Source organism: Acidimicrobiales bacterium (assembly GCA_035630295.1).
Classification (GTDB): domain Bacteria; phylum Actinomycetota; class Acidimicrobiia; order Acidimicrobiales; family Iamiaceae; genus Iamia.
Window position 1 is genome coordinate 291,747 of sequence record DASQKY010000042.1, and the last position, 18,490, is coordinate 310,236.

An 18,490-nucleotide genomic window follows, 5' to 3' on the forward strand; every position below is an offset into this window, starting at 1 on the left:
GCGGGGCACGGTCGGAGGGATGTCGGTGGGGGCTCGTAGCATGGGAGGAGTGGAGACGACCCGGGACCGGAGGTCCGTGACCTCGGCCCGGCGCGGGCGGGAGCCCAACGCCGCCTTCCAGGTGCCCCCGTTCATGCGCCTGGCCCGGGTCCACGCCGGCTCCGCCGCCGGTGATGCCATGGTCGCCGCCGCCCTGGCCGGAACCATCTTCTTCAGCGCCGCGGCCTCCGACGCCCGGGACAAGACGTTCCTCTACCTGGCCCTCACCATGGCGCCGTTCGCGGTGGTCGCCCCCCTCATCGGCCCCGCCCTCGACCGGGCCCGCAGCGGCCGGCGGTGGATCGTCATCGGCTCGGCCGTCCTGCGGGCCCTGCTGTGCCTCGTCCTCATCGGGCGCACCGACAGCCTGCTGCTCTACCCGGCCGCCTTCGCCATCCTGGTCATCCAGAAGGGCTACGGCATCGCCCGGTCGTCGCTGGTCCCGGCCGTGGTCGAGAGCGACGCCGAGCTGGTGGAGGCCAACTCCAAGCTCCAGCTCCTGTCCGGGATCATGGGCTTCGTGGGGGTCGCCCCCGCCGCCCTGCTGTTCAAGCTGTTCGACGACGACCCCGGCCCGGCCCTGGGCCTGGCCGTCCTGACCTTCGCCGGCACCGCCGGCCTGGCCGTGCTGCTGCCCAAGGTGGCGGTGGCGCCCACCCCGGCCGGGCCGGAGGAGAAGGCCGAGCTGCGCACCGTCGGGGTCCTGCTGGCCGCCGCCTCCATGGGCCTGCTGCGGGGCATCGTCGGGTTCCTCACCGTCTACTACGCCTTCCACTTCCGCGAGGCCGACCAGCTCGCCGCCTTCGCCGTGGTGGCCGCGGTCAGCCTCCTGGGCACCCTGCTGGGCTCCGTGGCGGCACCCCGCCTGCGCCAGGTGTGGCCCGAGGAGCGCATGCTCATCTCGGTCCTGGTCTTCACGTTCACGGCGGGGGTCCTGGCCCTGGCCGTCGGGGGCGTGCCCGGCGCCGCCCTGCTGGGCGCGGTGGTCGGCGTGTCCTCCACCGCCGGCAAGCTGGCCTTCGACTCCATCGTCCAGCGCGACGCCCCCGATGCCAACCGGGGCCGGTTGTTCGCCAAGTTCGAGACCCGGTTCCAGCTCATCTGGGTGGTGGGGGCCATGCTCGGCCTGCTGCCCTTCGGTGCCCTGCGGGTGCCGTTCGGGGCGGTGGCCCTGGTGGCCGGCTTCGCCACCTTCACCTACGTGGTGGGGTTGGCCGCCTGGCGGCACCGCACCGGGGCCACCAGCTCGTCCTTCGGCCGCCAGGCCGTGCTCATCGACCAGGCCATGACCGAGGCCCAGGACAAGGCCAAGCGCCGGGTGCGGGATTCGTCCCGGGCCCTGGTCCGCCGGGTGCGCACCCGGGGCGAGGGAGCGGCGCCGAGGCCGGCTCGCCCACCGGTCGCCCCCGTGCGGGCCGGGCCGGGTGTGGGCGGGGCGCTGCCGGCCCGCACGGCGACCCCGGCCGATGCCGCCCCGACGGCGGCCGTCCCCCCCTCACCGGCCCCCGGCCCGCCCGCGACGGCCCCGGCCCCGCCGGTCCCCGACGACCCCACCGTCTTCGCCCCCGCTCCGGCCCCGCCCCGCCCGGACCCGGGCCAGGACCCGACCGTGTTCGCCCCGGCCTCGACCCCGCCCCCCGACGCCACCCGGCCCTGGCCCGGCGAGGACGACCCCACCCACCGCGTCCGCTGACCCGGGCCGCGGCCCGGGATCAGGGCTGGTCGGCGTCGATGTCGATGCGGGCCAGCCAGAGGCCGGGGGCGGCCAGCTCGGCCGGGGTGGGGAGGTGCTCGGGCCGCTCCCACAGCCGGGCCAGGCCCTCGGCCCCGGCCCGCTCGACCACGCCCTCGACGAAGGTCTCGCCCCGGGCCACCCGGGACGGGGTGAGGTTGAGGCCGAAGAGCCGCTCGACGAAGCGGTCGGCCGGGCTGGTCTCGACCCGGCGGCGACGCATGGCCTCGGTGACCTGCCCGTAGTTGCCGACCAGGGCCCCGCCCACGCTGTCCATGACGTGGTCGACCCAGCCCACGATGGCGGCCACCAGCGAGTCCAGCCGGGGGCGGATCTCCTCCTGGGCCGGGGACGTGGAGGCGCCCAGCAGCACCTCGGGGTCGGTGAAGAGGCGCTGGACCGACTCCAGCCCGCCCCCCTCGCCGGTCTCGATGTCGGCCAGGGCCCGCTCGAAGCCCTCCGGGTCGGGCCGGAAGCCGGCCACGTAGCGCTCGATCAGGCCCTGCAGCTCGTCCCGCACGTGGGGCACGCCCAGCACGGCGTGGTGGGCCACCTCGTGGAGGCAGACCCACAGGCGGACGTCGTCGAGGCCCAGGCTCCACTCGGCCGCGAAGGCGTCCACCGCGGGCAGCACCACCATGATCTCGTCCCCGGGCGGACGGGGCACGGGCAGGTCGTACTGCCCGAAGGACCGGGTGGCCAGGTGGCCCACCATGGACCCGGCGGCCATGCCCAGGGTCATGGGCTGGAGCATCCCCATGAGCTGGCCGATCCAGGCCGAGGCGTCGTCGTCGTCGTCGGGGTCGGCGGGCTCCGGGCCGGACGTGGCCGGGTGGGCGCCGGGCCCCGTCTCGCCGCCGGTGGAGCCCAGGGACCGGGCCAGGCGCTCGAACAGGGAGCGGTGGTCATCCAGGGTGCGGGCCACCCACTGGGTGCGGGTGACGGGCACGATGGACACGCCGGTGCCGCGGTGCGAGGGCTCCAGCCCGCCGGCCCCGGCCACCTGCAGCTCGGCCACCCGGGCCAGCTGCTCGAGCTGGATGCGGGCCATGGGGTCGACGTTGGGCTCGGCCTGGCCGTCGGTGGCGATGCTGTGGGCGATCTGGCGGGCCGCGTCCCACGCCACCGGGCCCTGGCGGCTCAGCATCCGGGCCAGGTCGCCGAAGAAGGGCACGCCCCCGAAGGGATCCCCGCCGCCGCTCATCGGGCCCCCGGCCCGGGGGGCTCCGGCGGGCGGGGCGAGCCGCGATGTGGCGAGGGGGGGCGCACGACGGCATCGTATGCGGATGGCAGCTGACTCCCTCCGCGGCCCGGCCGGTGGTCCCGTGGCGGGGGCGGTGGCCGTCACCGGCGCCAGCGGCGCCCTGAGCCGGGCGGTGGTGGCCCTGCTGGCCGACGACCCGGCCGTGGCCCGGGTGGTGGCCCTCGACGAGGGGGTCGACCTGCTGGCCGACGACCTGAAGCCCCGCCTGGAGGGGGTGGGCACCCTGGTCCACCTGGCCTCGGTGTTCGGCCCGGCCCTGGACGACGACCCGGCGGTGGAGCGGGCCGACGACGTCACCACGGCCCAGCGCCTGCTCGACGCGGCCGGCGACGTGGGCGTGAGCCACGTGGTGCTGCTCTCCTCGGCCACGGTCTACGGGGCGTGGGCCAACAACGCCATGCCCCTCACCGAGGACGCCACCCTCCGGCCCGCCCCCGACATGGCCTTCGCCGTGCAGCGGGCCGAGATCGAGCGCCGCCTGGCCGAGTGGCGCCACGACCACCCGGCGGCCACCACCGCGGTCCTGCGCCCGGCCCCGCTGGTGGGCGACGACGGCCCCGGGGGGTGGCTGGCCCGGGCCCTGCACGAGGCCCGCCGGGTGGCCGACCCCGACGGCGATCCGCCGGCCCAGTTCCTCCACGTCGACGACCTGGCCTCGGCGGTGGCCCTGGCCGTCACCGCCCGCATCGACGGGGCCCGCAACGTGGCCCCCGACGGGTGGCTGCGGGGCTCGGAGTACACCGCCCTCGACGCCGGCACCCCCAAGGTGCGGCTGCCCCGGCCGGTGGGTGACCGGGTGACCCGCCTGCGGTGGTGGCTGCGCCTGGCCCCCACCCCGCCGGGGCTGCAGCCCTACGCCCGGCACCCCTGGGTGGTGGCCAACGACGCCCTCCGGGCCGACGGCTGGGTTCCGGCCCACGCCAACGACGAGGCCTTCGTCGACGGCACCCCGGCCACCGCCCTGGCCACCCTCAGCCCCCGTCGCCGCCAGGAGATCGCCCTGGGCGTCACCGGGGGGGTGCTGGGCCTGGGCCTGGCCGGTGCTGCGGTGGCCGTCGCCCGCCGGGCCCGCGCCGCCCGTCGCTGACCGCCGCGCCGGCCGCTGAGGTCGGCGCGCCGCCGGTCGGGGTCAGGGCCCGGTCGGCGGCGAGGTGAGGGTGACCGCCACCGAGGCGGTGCGCCCGCCGCGGGCCCGCTCGACGTCGACCTGCTGGCCCGGGCGGGTGAGGGTGAGGGCAGCCTGCACGTCGGCCAGGGCGCGGACCCGGTCGGCTCCCACGGCCACGATCACGTCGCCGGCGGCGATCCCGGCCTCGGCGGCCGGCGATCCCGCTGTCACCTCCTCGACCACGACGCCGGCCGGCACCGAGGGGGCCGGGTCGCGGCCCGAGCCCCGGATGCCCAGCCACCCCCGGTCGACCCGGCCGACGCGGTCGAGGTCGGAGGCCACCCGCAGGGCGACGTCGGCCGGCACCGCGAAGCCGGTGGCCAGGCCCTCGGCCACCCACAGGCACACGCCCCGCACCAGGCCCTGCTCGTCGACCAGGGCCCCGCCGTCGGCCCACGCCGGCATGGCGCTGTCCACCTCGATCAGGCCCACCAGGCGCCCCCCGTCGGCATCGGCGTGGGTGCCGGTGGCGCTCACCACCCCCTGGGTCAGGGTGGGGCCGCCCGGACCCGACCAGGCCGCCACGGTGATGGCCCGCTCGCCGGGCTGCGGCGCCGTCGTGTCGAGGTCGGCGGTGGGGTAGCCCGTCCCGGCCACGTCGAGGGCGGCCAGGCCGGTGACGTCGTCGCGGCCGGCCACGGTGGCCGGGGCCGACCGGCCTGAGGGCCAGGTGACGGCCACCGCGGTGGCCCCCGACACCAGGCGGGCGCTGGTCACGACCAGGCCGTCCTCCCGGACCACGACACCCGAGCCCCGGCGGTGCTGGTCGCCCACGGTCACCGTGATCTCGACCACGGCCGGGCCCACCGTGGCGGCCACGGCCCGGGCGGTGCGGACCGCGGTGGTGGCGGTGACGTCGGTGACGGGCCGGTTCTCGACCCGCTCCACCACCCGGGGCGAGAACGTGCCCATGGCCACCAGGGTGGCCACCGTGGCCGCGGCCCCGGTGAGGCCGGACAGCACGGCCACCGCGACCAGGGCCCGCTTCCGGCCCCCGGTCCCGGCGCCGACCGGCACCGCCGGAGCCGGGGTGACCAGCTCCGAGGGGTGGCGCCAGAGCCGGTCCTCGGGGGGTAGGGGCGCTCGGGGACCGGACCGGTCGTCGGCTTCGTCGCGCACGGGGGCGCAGGCTACCGAGGCCGGGCGCCGAGGGTGCCGCGGGGTCCCGAGGGCGAGGCGACCCGGGACCCCGGGGGCGGGGACCAATACGATGGGCGGGTGCCCCCCGGGTCACCCATCCCCGCCACCCCTGCCTCCGCGCCCACCGCCGCCCCGTCCGGGGGCGGCCCGGCCGCGCCCGGGGCCACGGCCCTGCCCGTCCCCCCCGCCGCCGACACCTGGGTCGACCTCAGCACCGCCCCCCTGTCCGTGGGCCCGGTGGCGGCCTGGGCCGGCACGCCCGAGGTGGGCGCGGTGGTGACCTTCAGCGGCACCGCCCGCGACCACGCGGAGGGCCGGGACGGGGTCACGTCGCTCACCTACGAGGCCTACGCCACCGCGGCCCGGGCCCGGATGGCCGAGGTGGTGGCGGACACCCGTCGGCGTTGGCCCCAGGTCCGGCGGGTGGCCGCCCTGCACCGCACCGGCCGGCTGGTGGTGGGCGACGTGGCCGTCGTGGTCGCCGTCTCCGCCCCCCACCGGGGCCCGGCCTTCGCCGCCGCCGCCCACTGCATCGACACCCTGAAGGCCACCGTCCCGCTGTGGAAGCGGGAGGCGTGGACCGGCGGCGAGGACTGGGGCACCGACGCCACCCCCATCGACCACACCACCCCCGCACCGGAGGCGTCCGCCACCTCATGAGCCCGTTCGTGTTCCTCCTCATCCCCGTGGTCATCGTGGTGCTGGCGTCGCTGGTCATGTGGCTCCGGGGCCGCCAGCCCCAGACCCTCAACTCCGGCATCCACGGCTTCCGCCGGGAGATGGACGCCCTGTCCCCCGGGGCGGCCAGCCCCAGGCCCCGGCGCTTCGACGCCGAGGGCGGGCCCGACGCCCCCGACGCCCCCAGCCCCGCTCCCGGGCCCGGTCGGGACGCCTGACCCGTGGCCCGCGACCTGGCCATCGACCTCGGGACCGCCAACACCCTCGTCTACGCCCGGGGCCAGGGCATCGTGCTCAACGAGCCGTCGGTCATCGCCCTGAACCAGAACACCGGCGACGTCCTGGCCATGGGCCACGAGGCCTGGCAGATGATCGGCCGCACCCCCGGGTCGATCGTGGCCGTGCGCCCCCTCCGCCAGGGCGCCATCACCGACTTCGACATCACCCAGCGGATGATCCGCCTGCTCCTCCACCGGGCCGGGGTGAGCCGCTTCAACCGCCCCCGGGTGGTGATCTGCGTGCCCTCGGCCATCACCGAGGTCGAGCGCCGGGCCGTCACCGAGGCGGCCCGCCGGGCCGGGGCGGCCGAGGCCCAGCTCCTGGAGCAGCCCATGGCCGCCGCCCTCGGGGCCGGGCTCACCATCAACGAGCCGGTGGCCAACATGGTGGTCGACGTGGGGGGCGGCACGTCGGAGACGGCGCTCATCTCCCTGGGCGGGGTGGTGGCCCTCCAAGCCGTGCGGGTCGGGTCCTTCGACATCGACGCCGCCATCCAGGGCTTCGTCCGCCGCGAGTACGGCATCGCCATCGGGGAGCGGACGGCCGAGGACATCAAGGTCTCGATCGGCTCGGCCTTCCCGGTGCGCGACGACGTCAAGGCCGAGGTGCGGGGCCGGGACCTCATGACCGGCCTGCCCAAGACGGTGATCCTCTCGCCGGGCGAGGTCCGCCTGGCCATCGACGAGCCGGTGACCGCCATCGTCGACTCGGTGATCGCCTGCCTGGGCGAGGCCCCTCCCGAGCTGGCCCACGACCTGATCGTGCGGGGCATGCACCTGGTGGGCGGGGGCGGCATGCTCGCCGGCCTGGGCCAGCGCATCGCGAACGAGACCGAGATCCCGGTGTACCTGGTGGACGCCCCGCTGGAGTGCGTGGTGCTCGGCGCCGGGCGCTGCATCGAGGCCTACGACCAGCTCAAGGTCATGTTCATGGGGGCGCGCATGTAGCGCCCCCCACCGGGGGGTGAGGCGCCGGCCCGTCCGCGGCGTCGCCGGCCGGCACGTGGTTAGATGACCCCCGCCGGCCCCTCGGGTGACCGGCGCCACAGCAGGGCGCGACGAGCCCGTCGCCGGGGCCCACCCAGGAGACGCAGCCGACCACATGACCGAGGACACCGCCATCCCCGGGGACGCCAGGCCGACGGGCGGCGCGGGCCCGGCGCGGCCGGGGGCACCGCTCCTGGACGTGGTGGACGTCGGGGTGCGCTTCGGCGGCGTGGTGGCCCTCGACGGCCTCAGCTTCACCATCGGCGAGGGGGCCATCTGCGCCCTCATCGGGCCCAACGGGGCCGGCAAGACCACGCTGTTCAACGTCATCAGCCGCCTCTACGACGCCACCACCGGCCAGGTCACCTTCGCCGGGCGGGACCTCCTGCGGGTGCCCCCCCACGGCATCGCCCGGGCCGGCATCGCCCGCACGTTCCAGAACGTGGCCCTGTTCCCCGGGCTCTCCGTCCTCGACAACGTGCGGGTCGGCGCCCACACCGAGGGCACCGTGGGCTTCGTGCGGGGCCTGCTGGGCCTGGGCCGGGCCGAGGACCGGCGCCTGGCCGCCGAGGCCATGGAGCTGCTGGAGCGCCTGGAGCTGGCCCACCTGGCCCACCGCCCGGCCGCCGGCCTGCCCTTCGGCACCCTGAAGCGCATCGAGCTGGCCCGGGCCCTGGCCGCCCGGCCCCGGCTCCTCATGCTGGACGAGCCGGCCAACGGCCTGACCCACGCCGAGGTCGACGACCTGGCCGAGACCATCCGGGAGCTGCGCGACGAGCGCGACCTCACCGTCCTCCTGGTCGAGCACCACATGGCCATGGTCATGGCCATCTCCGACCACATCGTGGTGCTCGACTTCGGCCGCCGCATCGCCGAGGGCCCGCCCGAGGTGGTGCGCCACGACCCGAAGGTGATCGAGGCCTACCTGGGCACCACCGACGACGCCGAGGGGGTGGCGCCCGGTGGCTGACCTGCTGGAGCTGGAGGAGGTCACCGGCGGCTACGGCGCCGTCACCGTGCTGCGGGGCATCGACCTGACCGTGGCCGAGGGCGAGGTGGTGGTGGTCCTGGGGGCCAACGGGGCGGGCAAGACCACCACCCTGCGGGCCATCACCGGCGAGATCGCCACCGGGGGCGCCGTCCGCTTCGCCGGCCAGGCCCTGGCCCGTTCGCCGGAGAAGGTGGCCCGGGCCGGCATCGCCCACGTGCCCCAGGGTCGGGGCACGTTCGGGGACCTGACCACCGACGAGAACATGCGCCTGGGGGCGGTGCTGCGCTCCGACGGCGACATCCGTCGCGACATCGCCCACTGGTACGAGGTGTTCCCCCGGCTGGGCGAGCGCCGCGACCAGGCCGCCGGCTCCATGAGCGGCGGCGAGCAGCAGATGCTGGCCATCGCCCGGGCCATGATGCTGCGACCCCACCTGCTCCTGCTGGACGAGCCGTCGCTGGGCCTGGCCCCCCTCATCACCCGGGACCTGTTCGCCCGCCTGGGCCAGCTCAACCGCGACGACGGCCTCACCGTCCTGGTGGTCGAGCAGAACGCCAACCTGGCCCTGGACATCGGGCACCGGGCCTACGTGCTGGAGACCGGGCAGATCGTCGCCTCGGGCCCGGCCGACGAGCTGCGCGGCGACGACGCCATCCGCAAGGCCTACCTGGGGTTCTGATCCGTGGACCTGTTCATCCGCTACGTCCTCAACGGGGTCGGCAACGGGGCCGTCTACGCCTCGGTGGCCCTGGCCCTGGTGCTCATCTTCCGCACCACCGGGCTGCTCAACCTGGCCCAGGGCGAGATGGCGCTCTTCTCCACCTACTTCGCCTGGAAGCTCACCTCCCTGGGCCTGTCCGTCTTCGTGGCCATCCCCCTCACCGTGGTGGCCAGCATGGTGGGCGGGGCCGTCATCGAGCGGGTGCTCATCCGGCCGGTGCACGGGCCCGACAAGAGCCCCCTCAACGTGCTGATCGTGATGCTGGGCATGTTCCTGGCCCTCAACGCCCTGGCCCAACTGGTCTTCAGCGACGACGCCGAGCCCATGCCCAAGCCCTGGGCCTCGGTGTCCTCGCCCGGCGACCCCACCGGCGCCGACCGCATCGTCGAGCTGCTGGGAGTGCGGTTCTCGTGGTCGGTGATCGGCCTGGTCGTCGCCCTGCTGGCCGAGTGCGCCCTGCTCTACGTGCTGTTCCAACGGACCAAGGTGGGCCTGAAGCTGCGGGCGGTGGCCTCCAACGGCGCCTCGGCCCGCCTGGTCGGCATCAACTCCTCGGCCATGCTTATGCTGGGCTGGGCCCTGGCCGCCGGGCTGGGGGCCCTGGCCGGCTCCCTGGTGGCCGCCGACCGGGGCTCGGTCAACCCCGGGCTCATGGCCGTGGTCCTGGTGTACTCCTTCGCCGCCGCCGCCCTGGGCGGCTTCGACAGCCCGGTGGGGGCGGTGGTGGGGGGCATGATCGTGGCCATCGCCGAGGCCCTGACCACCGGCTACGTGAAGGCCCTGTCCACCATCGAGCTGGTGGTCCCCTTCGCCCTCATCCTCCTGGTCCTGGTGGTGCGCCCCACCGGCCTCTTCGGCAAGAAGGTGGTGGAGCGCGTATGAGCCGGACCCACCTCCGCATCGCCCTCGGCGTGGTGGTGGCCGCGGCCGCCCTCTACGCCCCGTACTACTTCCAGCCGACCATGAACCAGGAGCTGTCCCGGGCCCTGTACTTCGCCGTCGCGGCCATGGGGCTGAACCTGCTGACCGGGTTCAACGGCCAGGTGTCGATCGGCCACGGGGCCTTCTTCGGGGTGGGGGCCTTCACCACCGCCATCCTCATGGACAGCCACGGGATGACCTTCGAGCTGACCATCCCCCTGGCCGCCCTGTTGGCCGCCGCGGTGGGGGTGTTGGTCGGCATCCCCGCCCTGCGGGTCCGGGGCCTCTACCTGGCCCTGGTCACCCTGGGCCTGGCCGTGCTGTTCCCCCGCATCGGCCAGAAGTACGTCAAGGGCCGGGGTGGGGTGGCCCTGGTCCGCCCCGACCGCGACGGCTTCGACTCGCTCCTCGACGCCCTGGCCAACGACCAGTGGCAGTACCTCGAGTGCCTGGCCATCGCCGCCGTGTTGTTCCTCCTGGCCTACAACCTGACCCGCTCCCGCATCGGCCGGGCCATGGTGGCGGTGCGGGACCAGGAGGTGGCGGCCTCGACGGTGGGCGTGAACCTGGCCCGGGTCAAGGTCGGGGCCTTCGCCCTGTCGGCCGCCTACGCCGGCGTGGCCGGGTCGCTGTCGGTGATGGTGGACCGGGCCGCCGATGCCACCGATCCCACCGTGGCCTTCCGCAACTCGATCGAGTTCCTCGTCGCCGTGGTCATCGGCGGGACGGCCACCATCGCCGGCCCGGCCATCGGGGCCCTGGTCGTGGTCCTGCTCCGGCGGGAGACCGACGGCCTCATCGAGGGCAAGGAGGTGCTGTCGCCGGCCATCTTCGGCGCCGCCCTCATCGCCATGATCTACGTCCTGCCCGGCGGGGTGGTCGGCGGGCTGCGCAAGCTCACCGACCGGATCCTGCCGGCCCGGGACGGCGAGCCCCCCGGCCCGGTGGCGGCGGCCGCCCTCGAACCCGAGGCGGTGGCCACCCCCGGCGGGGCCGGAGCGGGCCCGCACACCCGAGCCCCCACTACCAAGGAGAAACCATGAAGCGATCCCGGATCCGAGGTCTGCTGGCGGTGCTGGCCGTCTTCGCCCTGCTGGCCGGTGCCTGCTCGAGCCGTGACGACTCCAGCGGCGACGGCGGAGACGACACCGAGGCCGGGGGCGACAACGAGGACGGTGGGGGTGGCGCGTCCAGCATCGACACCGAGGACTGCGGCAGCGACCCCACCGTCCCCATCGAGGGCGACACCATCAAGCTGGTCTCGTCGTACCCCCAGTCCGGCCTGACCGGCGCCTTCGCCGAGATCGCCCGGGGCTGGGCCGCCTACTTCGACAAGGTCAACGCCGAGGGCGGGGTGGAGATCGACGGCAAGAGCTACCAGATCGAGTTCGAGGACGCCGACGACGAGTACAACCCCCAGCAGACGGCGGCCAACATCGAGGAGCTGGTGGGCGCCGACGGCGGTGACGCCTTCGCCGTGTTCAGCGTGGTGGGCACGGCCAACAACATCAACATCCGGGACTTCCTGGGCGAGCTGTGCGTGCCCAACGTCTTCGCCGCCACCGGGTCGGTGGCGTGGGGCAACCCCGAGTACCCGTGGCTGATCGGGTCGACCCTGTCGCCCTACACGCTGGAGGCCCAGGCCTTCGCCACCTACCTGGAGGACAACCAGCCCGACGCCAAGGTGGCCATGCTCCGGCAGTCCGACGAGTTCGGGGCCACCTACGAGGAGGGCTTCCGCCGGGCCATCGAGGGCACCGACATCGAGCTGGTGGCGGTGGAGGCGTACCCGGTGGGCTCCGACGAGGTGAGCTCCCAGATGACCACCCTGGCCGGCAGCGGGGCCGACGCCTTCTTCAACGGCGGCACCCTGCTGGCCTGCCCGTCGGCCCTCACCGCCAAGCAGACCGAGGGCTGGGACGCCACCACCTGGGTCTCGGGCACCTGCATCTCCAAGACCCTCATGGGCATCGCCGGCGCCGCCGGCGACGACGTGCTCAGCATGACCAACCTCAAGGACCCGCAGAACCCCGAGTACGGGGACGACCCGGACATGCAGGCCTTCTTCGAGACGGTCGAGGAGCACCGCAGCGAGTTCAAGGGCCGCGAGCTCGACCTGGACAACGCCATCATCGCCTACGGCTACACCCAGGCCGAGCTGTTCGTGCAGGCCCTGCAGGACGCCGAGGCCCCCACCCGCCTGGCGGTCATGGAGGCCATCCGCAACATCGACGGCTACGAGGCCAGCCTGGCCCACGAGGGCGTGACCTTCACCACCGGGCCCGACGACGCCTTCATGGGCGAGTCGTTCGTGCTGGTGCAGTACGACGCGGCCGCCGGCCACTTCAGCGAGATCGGTGACCTGATCAAGCTGGAGGGCCAGACCGCGGACCTGACCCCCGAGGAGCTGATCACGGCCTAGCCGGCCAGCTCTCGTCCCGTCACCGGGGCCCGGGGTTGCCAGACCCCGGGCCCCGCCGCGTACGCCCCCGCCCGAACCGGGCATGGATGTGCCGGGACATCGGGCTCATCCATGCTCGGATGCCGACGTTGGTGAACCGAGCACGAAAGAGCCGCGATGTCGGGTTCTCCCGTGCTCGGAACGGGAGGGGGCGGTCAGGGCTGGAGGCGTCGGGCCAGGGCGGCCAGGTCGACGACCACGTCGAGGCCGTCCCCCTCCAGCACCTCCCGGTTGGCCCGGTGCAACGGGTCGGCGGGGTCGTAGCGGTTGAGCACCACGACGGCGGCCGCGCCATCGGGGCCCAGGGCGGCCAGGCCGAGGCGCACGCCGTTGATGGTGCCCAGCCCGGCGTCGGCGACCAGCAGGAGCGTGTCGGGACCCAGGGCCCGGGCCAGGTCGAGGCTGGTGCCGTCGGCCGCCGCCGGGGACAGGACGCCACCGGCCGTCTCGACGAGGCCCACGTCCACCCCCGGCTCCTGGCCCGCACCGGTGGTCCCGCTCGGGGCCGACCGAGCGCTCTCCGGCCCCCGGTCGGGCCACAGCACCTCGGCGGCCAGGTCGGCCACGGTGAACGGGGGGCGGCCCAGGGTGGCGGCGGCCATGGGGGGGGCCATGGCCACCCCGTAGCGCCGGTGGGCCGGGCACACGGCCAAGGGGTCCTCGCCGGTGGCCCCGGCCAGGACCTCGGCGTCGGACGGAGCCGGGTCGTCGAGCTCGGCCGACTGGGCCGGCTTGCGGGCGGCCACGGTCGCACCCCCGGCCCGGAGCTGCTCCAGCAGCCGGGCCGCCACCCAGGTCTTGCCCACCTCGGTCCCCGTCCCCAGGACGGCCACCAGCCGGGTCGGGCGAGCCCCGGTCACGTCACCCCTCGGCCGGGACCGGCCCCGGGCAGGGCGGCCAGGGCCGCCACCAGGCGGTCGACCTGCGCGTCGGTGTGGGCCGCGGAGAGGGCCACCCGCAGGCGCGACGTCCCCGGGGCCACGGTCGGGGGCCGGATGGCCGGCACCAGCAGGCCCCGCTCCAGCAGGGTGGCCGCCGCCCCCAGGGCCGCCTCCTCGGCCCCCAGCACCACGGCCACGATGGGCGACGGGTGGCCGGGGCGGAGCCGGTCCACGTGGCCCCGCAGGCGGTCCACCAGGGCCTGGCCCTCGGCCGAGCGCACCACTTCCACCGCGGCCCGGGCCGCGGCGGCGTCGGCCGGCGACAGGCCGGTGGTGAAGATGAAAGAGCGGGCCACGTTGACCAGCAGGTCGCGCACCGGGGCCGAGCAGGCCACCACCCCGCCCAGGGCGCCCAGGGCCTTGGACAGGGTCACGACGCGGACCAGCAGCAGCTCCGGGTGGTCGGCCGGGTCGAGGTCGGGCCCCAGCACGGCGTGGGCCTCGTCCAGCACCAGGGCCGCGCCGTGGCGGGTGCAGACCTCGGCCAGGCCGTCGAGGTCGGCCGTGTCGCCGTCCATGGAGAACACCGTGTCGGTGACCACCACGGTGGGCCGGTGGTCGTCGGCCAGCAGGCGGTCCAGGGCGGCCAGGTCGCGGTGGGGGGCGACGACCAGCTCGCCCCGGGCCAGGCGGCAGCCGTCGATGATGGAGGCGTGGTTCAGCTCATCGCTGACGACGCGGGTCCCGGGCCCGGCCAGGGCGGTCAGCACGCCCAGGTTGGCCATGTACCCGGTGGGGAAGGCGACCGCCGCCTCGGTGCCCTTCCAGGCCGCCACCGCCTCCTCCAGGTCGTGGTGCGGCGGCCGGGAGCCCACCACCAGGCGGGAGGACGTGGCCCCCGCCCCCCAGCGGTCGAGGGCGTCGTGGGCCGCCCCCACCACCGCGGGGTGGGCCGACAGCCCGAGGTAGTCGTTGGAGGCGAAGGAGGTGACGACCCGGCCGTCGCCGCCGGCGGGGCCGGCCAGCACGCCCTCGGGCCCCAGGGCGTCGAAGGGGCGCACGTCCCGCCACCGCCCGGCGGCCCGCACGGCGTCGAGCCGGCGGGCCACCTCGGGGGCCACCTTGCCCGCCTCACGGCCGCCGGTGCTCACCGTGGGATCAGGCGCGCACATCGGCGATGGCGGCGGCCACGGCGTCGACGATGCGGTCGATCTCCCCGGCCGTGGTCGTGAGCGGGGGCACCAGCACCACCACGTCGCCCAGGGGCCGGACCAGGACACCGCGCTCGACGCACCCGGCGCTGACCCGCCGGCCCCAGCGCAGGCCCTCGGTGGGCGGGGCCAGCTCGACGCCGGCCATCAGCCCCTGCTGGCGGACCTCGGCCACGCCGGGGAGGCCGGCCACCCGGGCGGCCAGGCCGGCGGCCAGCTGGGCGGCCCGGGCCCGCACGTTGGCCAGCACGTCCCACTCGTCGATGAGGGCCAGGTGGCGGGTGGCCACCGCCGCGGCCAGGGCGTTCCCCCCGTAGGAGTGGCCGTGGTAGAGGGTCTTCTCCGAGAGGTCCTCGCCCCGGAAGGCCCGGTGCACGGGGCCGGACGCCACCGTGGCCGCCATGGCCAGGTAGCCGCCGGTGATGCCCTTGCCCAGGCACATCAGGTCGGGCCGGACGCCGGCCTGCTCGCAGGCGAACAGGGTGCCGGTGCGGCCGAAGCCGGTGGCCACCTCATCGGCGATGAGCAGCACCCCGTGGGCCCGGCAGGCGTCGGCCACGGCCCGCAGCGCCTCCGGCGGGTGGGTGCGGATGCCGGCCGCTCCCTGCACCAGGGGCTCGACCACCACCGCGGCCAACCGGTCGGCGTGGGCGGCGATGGCGGCCACCGCGGCCTCGGGCCCGCCGGGCTGGTCGAGGCCGGGCGTGCGCCGGCAGGCGAAGCGGAGCGGGTCGAACACGTCGGTGCCGAAGCCGCCGTCGCCCACCGAGAGCGACCCCATGGTGTCGCCGTGGTAGGCCCCGCCGAAGGCCAGGTAGGTGGTGCGGCCGGCCACCCCCTGGTTGGTCCAGAACTGGAAGGCGATCTTGAGGGCCTGCTCCACCGCCGCCGCCCCGTCCGCCGCGAACAGGAAGCGGGGGTCGTCGAGGGGCACCCGGGGGGCCAGGGCCTCGGCCAGCTCGACCGCGGCCACGTTGCCGTTGCCCAGCAGGGTGGTGTGGGCCACCTTGTCGATCTGGGCCCGCAGGGCGTCGTCCAGCTCGGGCACCCGGTGGCCCAGGGTGGTGACCCACAGCGACGAGATGGCGTCCAGGTAGCGGCGCCCCTCGACGTCGATCACCTCGCGCCCCTCGGCCCGGTCGATGATCACCGGGCGGTTGCCGGCGAAGGCCGCCATCTGGGTGAAGCCGTGCCACACCACCGCCTCGTCGCGGGCCACCCAGTCGTCGTGCGACCCGGCCGGGGGAGCGGTGGACATCGAGGAGCGACGCTACCGACACCCCCCGCACCGGGCCACATCCCTGCCGGCCCGGTGGGGGCCGGCGCGCCCATCCGATCGGGCCCGTCCGATCGGCCCATCCGTGGCCCGGCCGTGTGGCCCGGCCGGGTCAGGGCCCGGGGGGAGGGCTGGCGTCGCCGTCGGGGCGTCGGGCCAGCCAGGCCGGGGGCGGGGCGGCATCGGCCAGCGACCGGCGCAGGCGCTCGATCTCGGCCACCTCACCCAGGCGCCCCGACAGGGCCCGCAGGTTGGTGGCCACCCCGGCCTGGGGCCGCCGGCCCCGGGCCAGGGCCACGACGAAGCGCAGGGCCGCCCGCAGCGACACCGGCACCCCGGCGGCGGCCAGGGCCTCCTTCAGCCGCCCCCGGGCCGCCGCGGCCTCGGCCCGCAGGTGCCGGGCCCGGCGGGGCAGGGCCAGGCGCCGCAGCGCCCAGGCCCCGGCGGCCAGGGCCAGGCGGCCGGCCACCGCGGCCAGCACCACCAGCACCCCCAGCACGACGAGGGGCCAGAACAGGATGCCGGCCAACCCGACGGCCAGGCCGGCGAGCCCGACGATCCAGGCCACCACGGCGAAGCCCTCCAGCCGTTGGGCGGCCACCTCGGCGGCCACCCAACGGGCCAGCACCAGGCCCTGCGAGGCGGTGGCCGCCCACCCGCCGTCGCCCGCGGTGGCCGCCGCCGCAAGCCCGTCGGGCGGGCCGGGCGGCGGGCCGTCCGGTGGGTCGGGCGGGGGGCCGGGGGGCACGGCGGTCATCGGAGGAGGTCCTCGGCGGCCTGGCGGACCTGCCAATCACGGTCGGCGGTGGCCCGCCGAAGGGCGGTGTCGACCTCGGGGCCGGTGAAGGGGGCCAGGGCCAGCACGGCCCGGCGGCGGACGGTGGCCTTGTCGCCGGTGGCGGCCAGCACCGCCGGCAGCCCGGCCTCGTCCCCGATGGCCCCCAGGGCGGCCACCGCGGCCTCCCGCACCAGGGCGTCGTCGTGGCCCGTGGCCAGGGCGGCCAGGCGGGCCACGGCCCCCGGCTCGGCCGGCCGGCGCTCGCCGCTGGCCCATGCCGCCACCTCGACCACGGTCGGGTCCTCGTCGTCGAGGAGGGGGAGGAGGCTGACCCCCTCGGGCCCGGCGCCGGTCCCGTCCGGGCCGGCCAGGGCGGCCACCTCCTCGGCGGCCCGGCGTCGCACCGCCGGCGCCCGGTCGGCCAGCGCGGCCCGCAGGGCGTCGGTGTCGAGGGCCCCGGCGCGGCGCAGCGCGCCCAGGGCGGTGGCCCGCACCGACGGGTGGGGGTCGTCCAGGCCCACCCGGGCCGCGTCGGCGTCGCCGCGATGGCCGGCCTCGGCCACCGCGGTGCGCCGGGCGGTGGCGCCCTCGTCGGGCTCGGAGCCGACATCGGCGGTGGTGGGGGGAGGGGCGGCGGGCGGTGGGCCCGCCGGCGGGGTGCGGCCCATCTGACCAGTCGACCACGTCCCGGCCGGCGGGGCGCGCTCCACCGTGCCGAGCGCCGCCCGCTCCCGGTCTGGCAGGCTCTCTCCCTCGTGGAGCCCGTGGACCCGTCCGTCGCCCCGGGCCCCCCGCCGGCCGCCCCACCCGCCCCTCCGCCCGACCACGGCCCGCCCCCGGACGCGTCCGGGGACGGCGCGGCCGCGGCGCCGCCCCGCCTGCCCTGGCACCCGGTGTGGGTGGCGCTGGGCGCGGCCCTGCTGCTGGCCCTCACCGCCATCGGGGGGGCCAGCCTGGCCCGGGCCCCGTACGTGGTGTACGCCCCGGGCTCGGCCATCGAGACCGAGCCGGCCATCGCCACGCCCGGCAGCCGGTCGTACGAGACCGAAGGCTCGGTCCTGTTCCTGACGGTGTCGCTGCGGGGGGCGTCGCGGCGGGTCAGCTTCGCCGAGGCCGCCTACGGGTGGGTCCGGGGCGACCAGGACGTGTTCCCCCGCCGCCAGATCCTGGGCGACCAGAGCGGGGCCGAGAGCCGGCAGCAGAGCCTCCAGCTCATGCAGGGCTCGCAGCTCCTGGCGGCCAAGGTGGCCCTCGAGCACCTGGGCCACGAGGTCACCGCCACCGGCGAGGGCGCGGTGGTCAACACCGTCAGCGAGGGCACCCCGGCCGCGGCCGAGCTGCGGCCCGGCGACGTGATCATCGGGATCGACGGACGGTCGGTGGCCCTCGACAGCGAGCTGCGGGACCTGCTGGTCGAGAAGCAGCCGGGCGACACCGTCGAGCTGGAGCTGCGGCGGGGGGCGGCCCTGGTCCGGCCGGACGACGCCCCGGAGCCCGAGGTCGACACCGTGGTGGTCGAGATGGTGCCCGACGCCGACCCCGGCGGGCGCCCCCGGGCCGTGATCGGCATCACCACCTTCACCATGGGCCTGGACTACGAGCTGCCGTTCCCGGTGGAGATCGACACCGAGGACGTGGGCGGCCCCTCGGCCGGCCTGGCCCTGACCCTCGGCATCCTGGACCGCCTGACCCCGGGCAGCATCACCGGAGGCCGGGACATCGCCGTCACCGGCGAGATCGGCCCCGACGGCCAGGTGGTCCAGGTGGGGGGCGTGGCCCAGAAGGCCGCCGCCGCCCGGGCCGCCGGGGTGGCCCTGATCCTGGTGCCGGCCGAGGAGGCGGCCGAGGCCCGGGCCCACGCCGGGAGCGTGCCGGTGGTGGGGGTGGCCACCCTGGACGAGGCCCTGCGGGCCCTGGACGACCTGGGGGGCAACGCCCTCGACCTGCCCCGCGACGGCGGCTGA

18 protein-coding genes are annotated in these 18,490 nt (G+C 76.4%); 11 read left to right on the forward strand and 7 right to left on the reverse strand.

From position 1 onward, the window contains the following. Positions 1–49 precede the first annotated feature (49 nt). Entirely contained in the window at positions 50–1,732 is a 1,683-nt protein-coding gene (locus VEW93_11645; GenBank protein ID HYI62444.1) for an MFS transporter, read from the forward strand. A gap of 19 nt (positions 1,733–1,751) precedes the next feature. Here VEW93_11645 and VEW93_11650 read toward each other — a convergent pair whose 3' ends face one another. After that, a complete protein-coding gene (locus VEW93_11650; GenBank protein HYI62445.1) occupies positions 1,752–2,945 on the reverse strand; it encodes a zinc-dependent metalloprotease in 1,194 nt (397 codons plus the stop codon). 112 nt (positions 2,946–3,057) lie between these two features. Between VEW93_11650 and VEW93_11655 the strand changes: the two genes are divergently transcribed. Continuing rightward, on the forward strand, positions 3,058–4,122 hold the full coding sequence (locus VEW93_11655; protein HYI62446.1) for an NAD-dependent epimerase/dehydratase family protein: 1,065 nt from the start codon (positions 3,058–3,060) through the stop codon (positions 4,120–4,122). Between the two features lie 42 nt (positions 4,123–4,164). Here the strand turns inward: VEW93_11655 and VEW93_11660 are convergent, their stop codons facing one another. Then, entirely contained in the window at positions 4,165–5,322 is a 1,158-nt protein-coding gene (locus tag VEW93_11660; GenBank protein HYI62447.1) for a trypsin-like peptidase domain-containing protein, read from the reverse strand. A 99-nt stretch (positions 5,323–5,421) separates the two neighbouring features. Between VEW93_11660 and VEW93_11665 the strand changes: the two genes are divergently transcribed. From VEW93_11665 to VEW93_11700, 8 genes are all read left to right on the forward strand, one after another. Beyond that, the gene (locus VEW93_11665; protein ID HYI62448.1) at positions 5,422–6,003 is read left to right on the forward strand and encodes a molybdenum cofactor biosynthesis protein MoaE; all 582 of its coding nucleotides are present in this window, start codon (positions 5,422–5,424) and stop codon (positions 6,001–6,003) included. After that, positions 6,000–6,239 (forward strand): hypothetical protein, encoded by a 240-nt coding sequence (locus VEW93_11670; GenBank protein HYI62449.1) that lies wholly within the window; start codon positions 6,000–6,002, stop codon positions 6,237–6,239. Before VEW93_11665 ends, VEW93_11670 begins: the two co-directional genes overlap by 4 nt. A gap of 3 nt (positions 6,240–6,242) precedes the next feature. Next, a complete protein-coding gene (locus VEW93_11675) occupies positions 6,243–7,247 on the forward strand; it encodes a rod shape-determining protein (protein ID HYI62450.1) in 1,005 nt (334 codons plus the stop codon). A gap of 154 nt (positions 7,248–7,401) precedes the next feature. Then, a complete protein-coding gene (locus VEW93_11680; GenBank protein ID HYI62451.1) occupies positions 7,402–8,256 on the forward strand; it encodes an ABC transporter ATP-binding protein in 855 nt (284 codons plus the stop codon). After that, the gene (locus VEW93_11685) at positions 8,249–8,956 is read left to right on the forward strand and encodes an ABC transporter ATP-binding protein (protein ID HYI62452.1); all 708 of its coding nucleotides are present in this window, start codon (positions 8,249–8,251) and stop codon (positions 8,954–8,956) included. Before VEW93_11680 ends, VEW93_11685 begins: the two co-directional genes overlap by 8 nt. 3 nt (positions 8,957–8,959) lie before the next feature. Continuing rightward, on the forward strand, positions 8,960–9,880 hold the full coding sequence (locus VEW93_11690; protein HYI62453.1) for a branched-chain amino acid ABC transporter permease: 921 nt from the start codon (positions 8,960–8,962) through the stop codon (positions 9,878–9,880). Next, the gene (locus VEW93_11695) at positions 9,877–10,962 is read left to right on the forward strand and encodes a branched-chain amino acid ABC transporter permease (protein ID HYI62454.1); all 1,086 of its coding nucleotides are present in this window, start codon (positions 9,877–9,879) and stop codon (positions 10,960–10,962) included. Before VEW93_11690 ends, VEW93_11695 begins: the two co-directional genes overlap by 4 nt. Next, positions 10,959–12,341 carry an ABC transporter substrate-binding protein gene (locus VEW93_11700; protein ID HYI62455.1) on the forward strand — a complete coding sequence of 461 codons (1,383 nt, stop codon included), beginning with the start codon at positions 10,959–10,961 and terminating at the stop codon, positions 12,339–12,341. The genes VEW93_11695 and VEW93_11700 overlap by 4 nt, the downstream gene beginning before the upstream one ends. Positions 12,342–12,535: 194 nt before the next feature. On the opposite strand, the gene VEW93_11705 is transcribed toward VEW93_11700, so the two are convergent. From VEW93_11705 to VEW93_11725, 5 genes are all read right to left on the reverse strand, one after another. After that, a complete protein-coding gene (locus VEW93_11705) occupies positions 12,536–13,240 on the reverse strand; it encodes a dethiobiotin synthase (protein HYI62456.1) in 705 nt (234 codons plus the stop codon). Beyond that, positions 13,237–14,412, reverse strand: a complete 1,176-nt coding sequence (locus VEW93_11710) for an 8-amino-7-oxononanoate synthase (GenBank protein HYI62457.1) — start codon at positions 14,410–14,412, stop codon at positions 13,237–13,239. Before VEW93_11710 ends, VEW93_11705 begins: the two co-directional genes overlap by 4 nt. 7 nt (positions 14,413–14,419) lie before the next feature. Continuing rightward, the gene (gene bioA / locus VEW93_11715; GenBank protein HYI62458.1) at positions 14,420–15,730 is read right to left on the reverse strand and encodes an adenosylmethionine--8-amino-7-oxononanoate transaminase; all 1,311 of its coding nucleotides are present in this window, start codon (positions 15,728–15,730) and stop codon (positions 14,420–14,422) included. A gap of 130 nt (positions 15,731–15,860) precedes the next feature. Continuing rightward, entirely contained in the window at positions 15,861–16,505 is a 645-nt protein-coding gene (locus tag VEW93_11720) for a hypothetical protein (protein HYI62459.1), read from the reverse strand. Beyond that, positions 16,502–17,194 (reverse strand): HEAT repeat domain-containing protein, encoded by a 693-nt coding sequence (locus VEW93_11725; GenBank protein ID HYI62460.1) that lies wholly within the window; start codon positions 17,192–17,194, stop codon positions 16,502–16,504. The genes VEW93_11720 and VEW93_11725 overlap by 4 nt, the downstream gene beginning before the upstream one ends. A 96-nt stretch (positions 17,195–17,290) precedes the next feature. On the opposite strand from VEW93_11725, the gene VEW93_11730 reads away from it, so the two are divergent. After that, positions 17,291–18,490 carry a PDZ domain-containing protein gene (locus tag VEW93_11730; GenBank protein ID HYI62461.1) on the forward strand — a complete coding sequence of 400 codons (1,200 nt, stop codon included), beginning with the start codon at positions 17,291–17,293 and terminating at the stop codon, positions 18,488–18,490.

Bases quoted from the DNA above. Each gene is read 5' to 3' on its own strand.
- VEW93_11695 (HYI62454.1), top strand. From the start codon at position 9,877: ATGAGCCGGACCCACCTCCGCATCGCCCTCGGCGTGGTGGTGGCCGCG.
- VEW93_11725 (HYI62460.1), bottom strand. From the start codon at position 17,194: ATGGGCCGCACCCCGCCGGCGGGCCCACCGCCCGCCGCCCCTCCCCCC.
- VEW93_11655 (HYI62446.1), top strand. From the start codon at position 3,058: ATGGCAGCTGACTCCCTCCGCGGCCCGGCCGGTGGTCCCGTGGCGGGG.
- VEW93_11720 (HYI62459.1), bottom strand. From the start codon at position 16,505: ATGACCGCCGTGCCCCCCGGCCCCCCGCCCGACCCACCGGACGGCCCG.
- VEW93_11670 (HYI62449.1), top strand. From the start codon at position 6,000: ATGAGCCCGTTCGTGTTCCTCCTCATCCCCGTGGTCATCGTGGTGCTG.
- bioA (HYI62458.1), bottom strand. From the start codon at position 15,730: ATGTCCACCGCTCCCCCGGCCGGGTCGCACGACGACTGGGTGGCCCGC.
- VEW93_11700 (HYI62455.1), top strand. From the start codon at position 10,959: ATGAAGCGATCCCGGATCCGAGGTCTGCTGGCGGTGCTGGCCGTCTTC.
- VEW93_11680 (HYI62451.1), top strand. From the start codon at position 7,402: ATGACCGAGGACACCGCCATCCCCGGGGACGCCAGGCCGACGGGCGGC.